This is a genomic window from Pseudomonas sp. P7759 (genome assembly GCF_013386445.1).
Classification (GTDB): Bacteria; Pseudomonadota; Gammaproteobacteria; order Pseudomonadales; family Pseudomonadaceae; genus Aquipseudomonas; species Aquipseudomonas azotoformans_A.
Genome location: NZ_JACART010000021.1, coordinates 148,551 through 161,366, shown reverse-complemented (window position 1 = coordinate 161,366; position 12,816 = coordinate 148,551). Strand labels below are relative to the sequence as shown.

The following is a 12,816-nucleotide window of genomic DNA, read 5'->3' as shown; positions in this document are numbered from 1 at the left end:
GCATGCGCGAACCCGGCTTATTGAAACCCGCAGTCCTGTGGCTGCTGCTGTTGGCGCCGCTGTTTTTCAGCACCTACGGCTTTGCCACCTGGGTCACCAGCCAGCGCAGCGACGTCGGCACGCTGGTGTTCAGCTGGGAAACCCATATGCCGTTCTGGGCCTGGACCATCGTGCCCTACTGGTCCATCGACCTGCTCTACGGGTTTTCCCTGCTGCTGCCCAACACCCGGCATGAACTGAAGCAACATGCGCTGCGTTTGCTGAGTGCCCAGGTGATCGCCGTGAGCTGCTTCCTGATCTGGCCGCTGCGCTTCACCTTCGAACGGCCGGAGTTGGACGGCGTATTTGGCTGGCTGTTTGCGGTGCTGGCGGGGTTCGACAAGCCGTTCAACCAGGCGCCGTCCCTGCATATCGCGTTGCTGGTGATCCTGTGGGTCATGTACCAACGCCATACCCAGGGATTCTGGCGCTGGCTGGTGCATGGCTGGTTCGCGCTGATCGGCATTTCGGTACTGACCACTTATCAACATCACTTTATCGACTTACCCACAGGCGCCCTCGCCGGGTGGCTGTGTGTGTGGTTGTGGCCGGTGGAACATCCGAGCCCGTTGTTGAATGCACGGCTGACGCGGGATCCCAAGCGCTGGCGGTTGGGGGTGCGGTATGGCCTTGGCGCGTTGCTGTTGGCGATTCTTGCGTTTGTACTGGGCGGTGGCGGGTTGTGGATACTTTGGCCAGCGGTTTCCCTCGCCTTGATCAAGGCCAATTACTTCGTGCTCGGCGCTGCGGGCTTCCAGAAACGCGCGGACGGCCAACTGACACCCGCCGCGCGTTGGCTGTATGCCCCTTATCTTGCCGCCGCATGGATCAACTCACGCCTGTGGACACGCAAGCATCCACAACCTGACCTGATTGTGGATAACGTGTGGCTCGGGCGTATTCCTACAACAAGTGAGCAAGAACCCTTCAAGGCCATCGTCGATCTCTGTGCCGAATTGCCGATTAATCCACAGGGCCGCGCTTACCACGCCATTCCCGTGCTGGACCTGATTGCCCCGAGTCCCGCCGAATGCCTGCAAGCCGCGCAAGCCATCGAACGCTTGCGCACTAGCGGCCCTTTGCTGGTCTGCTGCGCCCTCGGCTATTCGCGCAGCGCCACCGCCGTCGCGGCCTGGCTACTGCACACCGGGCGCGCCGCGACGATAGAGGATGCGCTGACTATCATTCGTACAGCGCGGGCCGATGTGGTCCTGCACCCCGCACACCGTGAAGCTTTGGAGGGTTTACCCCATGCCCGCTGATATGGAACTGCAGGTTGTCGCCAGCTTGTTGCGTCGTGGTCGCTCGCTGGATCAGTTATCCACAGGGCTGACCCTGGTTGGCGTACTGTTCGGCCTGGCTCAACTGCTGATGGCGAGTATTGCGCCGATCTGCCTGCTGCTAAGCCTGTGGATGATCATCCTCGGGCTGCTGCAAAAGTACTGGGCGCTGCGCGTGGCCTTCGACGCCGACCTGTTCGCGCTGCTGGCCCGGGACATCGACCGCACCCCGGACCTCGACCAGGCTTTGCAAACCCTTGGCCTGCAATCGGCCAAGCGCATTGGCCGGCCCTGGACCGAGCGCCGTCGTGGCGCGCTCAAACTGTTGCGCAAACAAGCCTGGCTGCTGGGCGCGCAAGCGCTGCTGACCCTGGGCGTGATCCTCGCCAGCCCTTGGCTGCCTTTCGCCGGATAAGGAATCCCCATGTTCGAACCCGTGATCGCCACGCTGATTACCTCCATGGCCCGCACCGTCACCGGCGCCCGCAGCCTGTGGCTGGGGTGCGCGCCGGTGCCGGTGCAACGCATCTACTTCGCCAACCACAGCAGCCACGGAGACTTCGTGTTGCTGTGGGCCTCGCTGCCACAGAACCTGCGCAAATTCACGCGCCCGGTGGCCGGCAGCGATTACTGGAATACCAGCGCCCTGCGTCGCTACATCATCAACCGCGTGTTCAACGGCGTGCTGATCGACCGCGAACGCAAGGACCCTGTGGATAACCCTTTGCAACCCATGCTCAACGCTCTGGAAAGCGGCGATTCGCTGATCATCTTCCCCGAAGGCACACGCAACCTTGAAGACGGCCTGTTGCCGTTCAAAAGTGGCTTGTATCACCTGGCGAAAAGTTACCCACAGGCCGAATTGGTCCCGGTGTGGATCGCCAATCTCAACCGGGTCATGCCCAAGGGCCGCGTCCTGCCGCTGCCCCTGCTGTGCACCACCAGCTTCGGCGCGCCGCTGCAACTGGAAGAAGGCGAAGACAAAACTGCCTTTCTCACCCGCGCCCGCGACGCCCTGCTCGCCCTTGCCCCGGAGCCTGTCTGACATGGATAGCCAAACCCTGATGTTGTTCGGCGGCATCGGCGCCATCCTGGTGCTCGCCTCGCTGATCGGCCTGATCCTCAAGCTGCGCACCCGTGGCAGCCCCAATGCCGTCATCGACAACCTCAATGCGCGCATCAACGCCTGGTGGGTCATGGTGGTGGTCATCGGCATCGCCTTCTGGCTCGGCACCGGTGCGGTGATCCTGCTGTTCTACGCGGTGTCGTTCTACGCCCTGCGCGAATTCCTCACCCTCACACCCACCCGCCGCAGCGACTACCCGGCGCTGGTGGCCGCGTTCTACCTGGCGCTGCCGCTGCAATACCTGCTGATTTACTCGGACTGGTACGGGCTGTTCTCGATCTTCATCCCGGTGTACGTATTCCTGCTGCTGCCGATCCTTGCCTCCCTGGGTGGCGACAGCACGCACTTCCTGGAACGCGCGTCGAAAGTGCAGTGGGGCCTGATGATCGCAGTGTTCTGCGTATCCTTCGTGCCCGCCCTGCTCACCCTCGACATCCCCGGCTACGAAGGCCGCAACCTGCTGCTGATTGCCTACCTGGTGATCGTGGTGCAACTGTCGGACGTCTTGCAGTACGTGTGTGGGAAATTGTTCGGCAAGCACAAGATCGCGCCGAACCTGTCACCGTCGAAAACCGTGGAAGGCTTTGTCGGCGGCATCCTGCTCTCATCCCTGATCGGCGCGGCGCTGTGGTGGACCACGCCGTTCAACCCGTGGCAGTCGTTCTTGATTGCACTGCTGATCAACCTGCTCGGGTTTGCCGGCGGCATCGTCATGTCGGCGATCAAACGCGATCGCGGCGTGAAGGATTGGGGCCATATGATCGAAGGGCACGGCGGGATGCTGGATCGGTTGGATTCGGTGTGCTTTGCGGCGCCGATTTTCTTTCATCTTGTGCGGTATTGGTGGACCTGAACAAGCCGGCTCCTACAGTCATTAACCCGGCAAATGCCCCAGCGGCAACGCCCCTGGGGTTTTCACGGTCTGGATCGCGAAGTTGCTGCGGATATCCCTCACCCCCGGCAGCTTCAGCAAACTACCCGTGACGAACCGCTCATAGCCGCGCAAATCCGGCACCACCACCTGCAACAGAAAGTCAGACTCCCCCGACACCAGGAACGCCGAGATCACCTCTGGCAGCGCCGTCACTGCCTCGCGAAAGGCGTTGGCCTCGGTGTCGTTATGCCGCTCCACTTTCACGCCCACGAACACCATCATCCCCAGGCCCACTTCATCGCGATCCAGCGTGGCCTGGTAGCCGCGAATCACGCCGGCTTCTTCCAGCAGGCGCACGCGCCGCAGGCAGGGTGAGGCAGACAGCCCAATTTCGTCCGCCAGCTGCACATTGCTCAGGCGGCCGTCGCGTTGCAGGGCTTCGAGAATCTTGCGGTCAAAAGCATCGAGTTTCAGATTTGGCATAAGTGGATGGCTTATAGAGCAATAAGTGGCAGATAGTGCCAAGACTAGACGCTTTTCTGGCTGACTACGCAAGCACCTGCCCCGCCCTTCGGCCCTAGAATTGGCCGACACACAAGGGGGTGGAACATGGCGGAACTCTGGTTGTTTCTGGTGGCTCTTTCGGTGGCGTATCTGCTGCCAGGGCCGGACATGATCCTGCTGCTGCAGACCGGCGCGCGCCAGGGCAGGGCCTTGGCGCTGACCACGGCGATTGGCCTGGGACTGGCCCGCGCCTGCCATGTGGCCCTGGCGGGCATGGGCTTGGCGACCTTGTTCAAGGTGGCGCCCTGGACCTTTGATGCAGTGCGGCTGGGTGGTGCGGCCTATCTGTTGTGGCTGGGGGTGCAGTGCCTGCGGGCAAATATGCTACCGACGCTCGATACGGCCAACGCCACGCTGACAACACGTGCCTGGCGTGCCGCGCTGCAACGCGGCTTGCTGACCAATCTGCTCAATCCCAAGGCGCTGCTGTTCTGTTCGGTACTGCTGCCGCAATTCATCGACCCGCAAGCCGGCCCCGTGGCGGCGCAATTCGCGCTGCTGGGGGTGATCCTGGTCGCGGTCGGTTTCGCCTTCGACTGTTGCTATGCCCTGGCCGGCGCGCGCATTGGCCAGTGGCTGGCACGCAATCGCTCGGCGCAGCGTGTGCAGCAATGGCTATTCGGCAGTCTTTTGATCGGTTTTGCGGTGCGTCTCACTTTTGTGCAACACGCCTAGCGGTGCAGCGTATCGGCGTCATCTTTTGTATCAAAGACGCGTGTAAGATACGCCGCACTTAGCCAGGGATGCTCACCATGTTCGATTCGTTCAAAGCGATCAGCCGCCGTATTGTCGGTGCGTTGTTGACTGTGGTGGGGGCCGTCTTTGGTCAGTGGCATCCGCCGCTCTGGCTGCGTGCAGTCGGGCGTGGGCTGGCGAACCTGGGCAGCAAGGCGCGCGCTTATCCGCGTCAAACCGGTGCCGGCTTAGTGGGCCTGGTATTGCTGGCCGCCGCCGGTTTCTACGGCTGGCATTGGTACTCCAACCTGCCACAGCCGCATACCGCGAGCTACTCGCTGCACAAACCCAACCTTACCGACTACACCCAGCAAACGCCGGTTGTGGATAACTTGCAGGTGCGCTTTGGCGAATCCGTGGCTCCATTGTCGGCCATCGGCAAACCGGTCACCGAGGGTATTACCCTCAAACCTGCGGTGGCGGGCACCTGGCGCTGGGCGGATGACCGCAGCCTGTTGTTCGTGCCGGAAAAAGACTGGCCCATCGACGCCCATTACACCCTGGACATGGCGAAGAAAAACCTGCTCGCCGACGGCGTGTTGCTCGACCAGTACAGCACGCAGTTTTCCACCCAACCGTTCCGCGCCACCCTGGCGCAAAACGAGCTGTACCAGGACCCGTCCAACCCGACGCTGAAACAGCTGGTGGCGACCTTCCATTTTTCCCACCCGGTGGATGAAGACAACCTACGCAAGCGCGTCACGGTAACCCTAGGTAAAGGCCTGGCCTACCGCGACGCCCAGTTGCCCAACCGCCCGGAAATCACCTTCGACGAGAAAAAACTCAACGCGTACGTGCGCTCCGCCGCCCTGGCCACGCCACTGGAAAGCACGCCGGTCAGCGCCAAGCTCGACGAAGGCATCAAGGCCCGCGACGGTGGCAACGCCAGCACCGCGCCGCTGGTGTCGGAAGTCACCGTGCCCGGCCGCTATCGCCTGACCTTCACCGGCGCCGAAGTGAGTTTTGTCGACAACGCACGGGGTGAACCAGAGCCGGTGTTAATGTTCAGCAGTTCCAGCGCTGTCGCCGACGAGACCATCGCCGGTAAGGTCCAGGCCTGGTTGTTGCCGGAAAAAGCCCAGGACGACACGCGCCCCTACAGCAGCAACGACATCGACGACGTCCTGCTCGCCCGCAGCACCAGGCTCAACCTGACCCATGTGCCCAGCGTCGAACCGCTGAATACCCTGCACGCCTTCAAATTCAAGGCCCCGGCCGGGCGCGCGGTGTACGTGCGCGTCCCCGCCAACCTGGAAGCCATCGGCGGCTACCTGGCGAAGAATCCTACGGCTTCACTGATCAGCATGCCGGCTTACCCACGCACCTTGCAGTTCCTGTCTGACGGCGCCTTGCTCAGCCTCAATGGCGAAAAACGCCTGGGCTTCATGGCTCGCGGTGTGCCTGGCGCCCATGTGGAAATCGCCCGCCTGCTGCCCAACCAGTTGCAACACCTGGTGGACCAAAGCAGCGGCAGCTTTGCCCGGCCGAACTTCGGCAACGAATATTTCGATCGCATGGTCGAGCGTCAGTCGCTGGATATCCCGCTGTCATCCAATGACCCGGCGAAAACCGTCTACGACAACGTGGACCTCAGCCACTACCTCACCGCCAATGGCGGCCGGCGCGGCATTTTCGTGCTCAAGCTGAGCCCGCAGGATGACCCGGCCCAACGCACTTTCGAGTACGACCGCAGCAGCACCAGCGACCTGCGTTTTATCGTGGTGACAGACCTGGGCATCATCGCCAAGCGCTCCAGCGATGGCAGCCATGACGTGTATGTGCAGTCCATCGGCAACGGTTCGCCGGTGTCCGACGCGCAAGTCGACATCATTGGGCGTAACGGTCTGCCGGTGAGCAGCGGCCGCACCGATGCCGAAGGCCACGCGCACTTCGCCAAGCTGGATGAGTTGCGCCGTGAGAAAACGCCGCTGATGTATGTGGTCACTCGCGGCAATGACCAGTCGTTTTTGCCGATCGCCCGTCAGTCCCAGCAACTGGATCTGTCGCGCTTCGATGTAGGCGGTTTGGAAGAAGACGGTGCGATCGATCGCCTCAGCGCCTACCTGTTTACCGATCGCGGCCTGTACCGTCCTGGCGAAACCGCGCACCTGGGCATGATCGTGCGCAGCGGCAACTGGAAAGGCGCCTTGCTGGGCCTGCCGGTGGAACTGCAAATCACCGACCCCCGTGGCCTGGAAGTGATTCGCCAGCCGTTGAAGCTGTCCGCCAGCGGTTTTGAAACCTTTGATTTCCCCAGCAGCGAAGTCGCCCCCGCCGGAGAATACACCGCGACCTTACAGCTGATCGGCCAGAAGCAGACCCGCACCGACCTGGGCAGCGTGAGCTTCAAGGTTCGCGACTTCGAGCCGGACCGCATGAAGGTCAGCCTGAGCCTGCACGACACGCCTGTGCAGGGCTGGATCCCACCGGACCAGGTGGTGGCCAAGGTCACCGCGATGCATCTGTTTGGCGCCCCGGCGTCCGGCCGTCGCGTGACCGCCAAAATGTCCCTGAGCCCGACGCTCGCGGCGTTTGATCGTTACCCGGATTACCGTTTCCGCCTCAACGACTCCCTGGAAGACGCCACCACGGAAGACCTGGCCGAAACCACCGTCGACGATAACGGCCAGGCCGTGCTCGACCTCAACCTGCAACGCTTCGCCAACAGCACCTATCGCCTGCAGGTGATGAGCCAGGTGTTCGAAGCCGAAGGCGGTCGCAATGTAGCGGCGCAAAGCGCCTTGCTGGTGTCGTCCGCGCCCTACCTTGTGGGTGTGAAAAGTCAGGACTCGCTGTCGTACGTCGCCAAGGATGCGCCGCGCCAAGTGCAATGGCTGGCCGTCGCGCCGGACCTTTCGCCGCTGGCGGTGGACGGCCTGACCACTGAGGTGGTCGAGCACCGTTATGTGTCGGTGCTGGTGAAACAATCCAACGGCACCTACAAGTACGAGTCGCGTATCAAGAACATCAGCCAGCCGGCCTCACCGCTGGTGATGACCCAGGAAGGCGCCAAGCAGGCCCTGAACACCGGCACACCGGGTGACTTCACCCTGCAATTGAAAGACGCCAACGGCAACCTGCTCAACCAGATCGACTACAGCGTGGCAGGGCGTGGCAACACGTCGCGCTCGCTGGAACGCAATGCCGAGCTGCAACTGCGCCTGGATAAACGCAGCTACGCCACCAGTGATGAAATCGCCATCAGCATTCGCGCGCCGTATACCGGTGCCGGCTTGATCACCATCGAGCGGGACAAGGTCTACACCCAGCAATGGTTCAAGGCCGACAGCACCAACAGCGTGCAACATATCCGCGTGCCGGCGGGGCTTGAGGGCAATGCCTACGTCAACGTGCAGTTTGTGCGCGACATGGGCTCGGCCGAGGTGTACATGAGCCCGCTGTCCTATGGCGTGGTGCCCTTCAGCATCAACCTGGATGCGCGGCGCATGGCGTTGAAGGTTGAAGGCCCGGCGAAGATCGAGCCGGGGCAGATGCTCGACATCAAGGTCAACGCCGACCGCCCAGGCCGAGCAGTGGTTTATGCGGTGGACGAAGGCATCCTGCAAGTGGCGCGCTACCAGACGCCGGATCCGCTGGGCTTCTTCTTCCAGAAGCGTGCGCTGGAGGTCGGCACCAGTCAGATCCTTGACCTGATCCTGCCGGAATTCAGCCGCCTGCTTAGTGGGGCAGCGCCCGGTGGCGATACGGAAGGCGCCCTGGCCAATCACCTCAACCCGTTCAAGCGAAAACACCAGCCGCCGGTGGCGTGGTGGTCTGGACTGGTCGACCTGCCCGCTGGCGAAACCGTGCTGCATTACCAGGTGCCGGACAGCTTCAACGGCAAGCTGCACCTGTTTGCAGTCGCGGTGGACAATGACAGTGTGGGCGTCAGCGAGGCCAATACCGAAGTCCGCGGCCCGATAGTAATCACGCCCAACGTGCCGGCCTTTGTGGCGCCGGGAGATGTGTTCAACGTCAGCGCCGGGGTGTTCAGCAACCTCGACGCGGCGGCAGAGGTGAAGTTTGAACTGCAGACCAGCGATGGCCTGAAGGTACAGGGCGACAAGGGCAGCACCTTGTCCCTGCAACCGCGCAAGGAAGGCACCGCCGAGTTCAAGATCAAGGTTGGCGAGACCCTGGGTTCGGCGGACCTGCGGTTTGTCGCAGTGCTGCCGGATGGCAAACGCATCCAGGTGGCCGAAACCACTTCGATCCGCCCACTGAGCGAACATCGCGTCGCCCTGAGCCTGGGCCGCTTTGAGAGCGCCAGCAAAGAGCTCAAGCCGACCCGCGAATTGTTCAGCCAACTGCGCGACGTACAGTTGGGCGTGGCGGCCTCGCCACTGGTGTGGGCCAACGGCCTCAAGCATTACCTGGACGACTACGGCTACGCCTGCACCGAGCAACTGGTGTCCAAGGCCATGCCGGCGTTGATCTGGGGCGGCAACGCACCTGAGGCCGAACAGGCCTTCGGCAGTGCGGTGCGCATGCTGCGCCAGCGCCAGAACCAGGCCGGCGGCTTTGGTTTGTGGGCGGCCAACCCGGACGTGGCGCCGTACGCCAGCCTGTACGCCACCGACTTCCTGATCGAAGCCAAGGAGCGTGGCCTACCGGTGCCGGAAGACCTGTTGGTGCGCTCGAATGCGTACCTGACCGACCTGGCCAATGGCCCTAGCGAGGGCCTGTCGGAATTGCGTAACCGCGCCTACGCCAGTTACCTGCTAAGCCGTCAGGGGATTCTGGTAAGCGGCGCCTTGAGCGATATCCGCGAGCGCTACGAAGGCTACTTCAAGGACAGCTGGCAGAACGACTTGGGCGCCGCCTACCTGGCGGCCAGCTACAAGCTGCTCAAGCAGGATCGCCAGGCTGACACGCTGTTCCGCAAAATCCCCTGGCGCTCGCTTGTGGATAAGTGGGACAGCGACGGTTTGTACTACGACCCGCTGGTGCACGACGCCGAACACCTGCACCTGTTGGCGCGACATTTCCCAGAGCTGATGGACGATGTGCCTACAGCGCTGCTGGATAAACTCGGTAAGCGCCTCAACGAGCAGCGTTACAACTCGCTGTCGGCAGCCCTGCTGCTGCGCGCCCTGGACAACTACGGCCAGCGTGCGCAAAGCGACATGACCCTCAAGGCCACGGCCTGGCTGGGGGACAAGCAGCAGCAATTGCTGGAGATGGCCGGTCAGCCACCCCGTGCCGCCGTGCCGGGTGCGACGCAGAAGCTGGTGATGGAAAAATCCGACGGCCCGGCGGCGTTCTTCATGCTCAGCGAAGCCGGTTTCGACAAGGGCACCAAGCTCAAGCCGATCACCAATGGCCTGGAGATCATCCACGAATACCTCGACCTCAAGGGCGAGCCGGTGAGCAAGGTCGTGGTAGGTGATGAGTTCCTGGTGCGTCTGCGTCTGCGCGCGACCGACCGTGACCAGGTGCAGCAAGTGGCCGTGGTCGACCTGCTGCCGGGTGGCGTCGAGCCTGTGTATAACTTGCCGCCGGAGCCGGAAGCCGCCAGCAGCGAGGAAGGTGAAGGCGAAGAGTCCGAGTACGTGGAAGAGGACAGCCAGGAAGAAGAAAGCTGGCAAGCCCCCATCGGCGAAACCGAACTGAGTAACTGGCAGCCGGAGTACGTGGACGTACGTGATGATCGAGTGGTGTTGTACGGCACCGCGCTGCGTGACGTAGGCACTTTCGTGTACCGCGTGCGCGCTACCAATGCCGGCACGTTCAATACGCCACCGGCCTACGCCGAAGGCATGTACGAAACCACGCTGCAAGGGCGCGGCAAAGTAGGCCAGCTTGAAATTACCAAGCCTTAAGCGCCTGACACTGCCGCTGTTCGCAGCGGCGGTGATCCTGGTGGGGCTGCGAATGTGGCCCCATGCGCCGCTGGAGCAGACCGTCACGTCATCACGTGTGGTGTTGGCCGATGACGGCTCGCTGCTGCGCATGACCTTGGCGGATGACGGGCAATACCGTCTTTGGCTACCGCTGGAGCGGATTTCTCCTTCATTGGTCGAAGCCTTGCTGCTCAAGGAAGACCGCAATTTCTACTGGCACCCGGGGATCAATCCCCCGGCGTTACTGCGCGCGGCCATGGCCACCTACAGCGGTGGCCAGCGCCAGGGTGGCTCGACCTTGAGCATGCAATTGGCACGGCGCCTATGGGACTTGAACACCCGCCAAGTGCCGGGCAAGTTGCAGCAGATGGCCTTGGCGCTGTGGCTGGAGGCGCGCTACAGCAAGCACGACATCCTTGAGGCCTACCTGAACCTGGCGCCGATGGGCGGCAATATCGAAGGTGCCGAGGCGGCCAGCCGTATCTACTTCGGCAAGTCGGCGACGCAGTTGTCGCTTTCCGAGGCGTTGGCGCTGGCGGTGATCCCACAACAACCGGGGCGACGCGCGCGCTTCGGCCCGTCGCTGCAACAGGCGCGACAGCGCTTGATGGATGACTGGCGCGAGACTTATCCACAAGACCCGCGCAACGCCAGCTTGTTGGACTTGCCTCTGGAAGCACGCAGCCGCCAGCAGATTCCGTTCCTGGCGCCGCATTTGAGTGAACAACTGCTGGCGTCCCAGCCCGGCAATGAGCTGAACAGCACCCTCAGCCTGCCGCTGCAAAAATTGCTCGAACGCCTGATCACCGGCTTCATCGCCGAACGGCGCAGCACGGGTGTGGAAAACGCCACGGCGATCCTGATCGACAGCCGCGACCAGAGCGTCAAGGCATTGGTCGGGTCGGCGGACTACTTATCCACAAGCCTTCACGGCCAGGTCAATGGCGTGCTGTCGCGGCGCTCACCAGGGTCGACACTCAAGCCGTTCCTGTACGGGCTGGCGCTGGACCAAGGGGTGATTCACCCCATGAGCATCCTCAAGGACCTGCCGAGTAACTTCGGCTACTTCCAGCCGGAAAATTTCGACGGTAGTTTTGTCGGGCCACTGACGGCGCGGGACGCCCTGATCCGTAGTCGCAACATCCCGGCGGTGTGGCTCGCCAGCCAGGTCAAGTCGCCCTCCCTGTATGGACTATTACAACGCGCCGGGATCAAAGGCCTGCATGACGAAAGCCATTACGGCCTGGCCCTGGCCCTCGGTGGCGGTGAAATGACCCCGGAAGAATTGGCGCGTCTGTACGTGATGTTGGCCGGGGACGGGCATCTGCGGCCTTTGCGCTACTTGCAGGAACAGCCCCAGACCACCGGCGTCCCACTGCTGACGCCCCAGGCCGCGTTCATGGTGCGCGATATGCTGCGCCGAAACCCTCGCCCGGATGGTCTGCCCGGACGCCACTGGCGTACCGCCTGGAAAACCGGCACTTCCTGGGGTTTTCATGATGCGTGGAGTGCAGGACTGGTGGGCCCCTACGTGCTGGTGGTGTGGGTGGGTAATTTCGATGGCCGGCCGAACCCAGCATTTATCGGTGCCAAGACTGCCGCGCCCTTATTCTTTCGCATCGCAGACGCCCTGCCCCTGGCGTTGCCCAACGTGGTCATCAAGGCTGACAAAGCGCCCGTAGGGCTGGTGCGCATCGATGTCTGCGCCGCGTCCGGCGAGTTACCCAACCGCTGGTGCCCGCAAACCCGCAAGACCTGGTACATCCCCGGCGTATCGCCAATTCGCGTGTCCAACCTGCACCGCCCGGTGCTGATCGACACCCGCACTGGCAAAGCCGCCTGCCCGCCGTTCGATGCGCAATACACCCGCGAAGAAGTCTTTGAGTTCTGGCCCAGCGACGTACAACGCCTGTACCGCGCCGCCGGCCTGCCGCGCCGTACGCCGCCCAACGTGATGAAAAACTGCCAGCCCAACCGCCTCAGTGACCAGAGCGAAGCCCCGCAGATCCGCTCGCCTCTGACCCAGGTGAGCTATCAATTGCGCCTGTCCCAACCCCAGGAAAGCATCCCGCTGAATGCCAACGCCGCCAGCGATGCAGCGACGCTGTACTGGTTTGCCGATCAAACCTTGATCGGCCAGGGCCCGCCGCAAACCACACTGAACTGGCGACCGGGCAAGTCGGGGGAGTACCGGTTGCGGGTCAGTGATGATCAGGGGCGCAGTACGAGTCGAGGGTTGAAGGTGGAGTTTGTGCCCTGATCAGGCATCTTCATCGCTGAAACTGCCCTTGCTCACCCGTTTGGCAAAATGCCTGTACGCAACCCCCATTTTGCGCTGCTCAAACAGTGAGAACA

The 12,816-nt window shown here is 62.6% G+C and carries 8 protein-coding genes; 7 read left to right on the top strand and 1 reads right to left on the bottom strand.

Features of this window, described 5'->3' with window-relative positions; genetic code table 11:
• The first annotated feature begins 2 nt into the window (after positions 1 to 2).
• The 4 genes from HX823_RS18260 to HX823_RS18245 are packed head-to-tail and all read left to right on the top strand — an operon-like array spanning position 3 to position 3,298.
• The gene (locus HX823_RS18260; RefSeq protein WP_177075847.1) at positions 3 to 1,301 is read left to right on the top strand and encodes a phosphatase PAP2/dual specificity phosphatase family protein; all 1,299 of its coding nucleotides are present in this window, start codon (positions 3 to 5) and stop codon (positions 1,299 to 1,301) included.
• On the top strand, positions 1,291 to 1,734 hold the full coding sequence (locus HX823_RS18255; protein ID WP_033897222.1) for a hypothetical protein: 444 nt from the start codon (positions 1,291 to 1,293) through the stop codon (positions 1,732 to 1,734). The genes HX823_RS18260 and HX823_RS18255 overlap by 11 nt, the downstream gene beginning before the upstream one ends.
• Before the next feature lie 9 nt (positions 1,735 to 1,743).
• Entirely contained in the window at positions 1,744 to 2,364 is a 621-nt protein-coding gene (locus HX823_RS18250; RefSeq protein WP_177075845.1) for a 1-acyl-sn-glycerol-3-phosphate acyltransferase, read from the top strand.
• Position 2,365: 1 nt separating this feature from the next.
• Positions 2,366 to 3,298, top strand: coding sequence for a phosphatidate cytidylyltransferase (locus HX823_RS18245; protein ID WP_010207670.1), 933 nt, complete (start codon positions 2,366 to 2,368; stop codon positions 3,296 to 3,298).
• A gap of 21 nt (positions 3,299 to 3,319) precedes the next feature.
• On the opposite strand, the gene HX823_RS18240 is transcribed toward HX823_RS18245, so the two are convergent.
• A complete protein-coding gene (locus HX823_RS18240) occupies positions 3,320 to 3,793 on the bottom strand; it encodes an Lrp/AsnC family transcriptional regulator (protein WP_025854407.1) in 474 nt (157 codons plus the stop codon).
• 135 nt (positions 3,794 to 3,928) lie between these two features.
• Here HX823_RS18240 and HX823_RS18235 point away from each other — a divergent pair, with 135 nt between their 5' ends.
• The 3 genes from HX823_RS18235 (at position 3,929) to pbpC (ending at position 12,721) form a co-directional block, all read left to right on the top strand.
• Entirely contained in the window at positions 3,929 to 4,558 is a 630-nt protein-coding gene (locus tag HX823_RS18235; RefSeq protein ID WP_177075843.1) for a LysE family translocator, read from the top strand.
• Between the two features lie 77 nt (positions 4,559 to 4,635).
• Positions 4,636 to 10,440 (top strand): MG2 domain-containing protein, encoded by a 5,805-nt coding sequence (locus HX823_RS18230; RefSeq protein WP_177075841.1) that lies wholly within the window; start codon positions 4,636 to 4,638, stop codon positions 10,438 to 10,440.
• Positions 10,421 to 12,721, top strand: coding sequence for a penicillin-binding protein 1C (gene pbpC / locus HX823_RS18225; RefSeq protein ID WP_177075839.1), 2,301 nt, complete (start codon positions 10,421 to 10,423; stop codon positions 12,719 to 12,721). The genes HX823_RS18230 and pbpC overlap by 20 nt, the downstream gene beginning before the upstream one ends.
• The last annotated feature ends 95 nt before the right edge of the window (positions 12,722 to 12,816 follow it).

Bases quoted from the DNA above. Each gene is read 5' to 3' on its own strand.
- HX823_RS18260 (WP_177075847.1), top strand. From the start codon at position 3: ATGCGCGAACCCGGCTTATTGAAACCCGCAGTCCTGTGGCTGCTGCTG.
- HX823_RS18255 (WP_033897222.1), top strand. From the start codon at position 1,291: ATGCCCGCTGATATGGAACTGCAGGTTGTCGCCAGCTTGTTGCGTCGT.
- HX823_RS18250 (WP_177075845.1), top strand. From the start codon at position 1,744: ATGTTCGAACCCGTGATCGCCACGCTGATTACCTCCATGGCCCGCACC.
- HX823_RS18245 (WP_010207670.1), top strand. From the start codon at position 2,366: ATGGATAGCCAAACCCTGATGTTGTTCGGCGGCATCGGCGCCATCCTG.
- HX823_RS18235 (WP_177075843.1), top strand. From the start codon at position 3,929: ATGGCGGAACTCTGGTTGTTTCTGGTGGCTCTTTCGGTGGCGTATCTG.
- HX823_RS18230 (WP_177075841.1), top strand. From the start codon at position 4,636: ATGTTCGATTCGTTCAAAGCGATCAGCCGCCGTATTGTCGGTGCGTTG.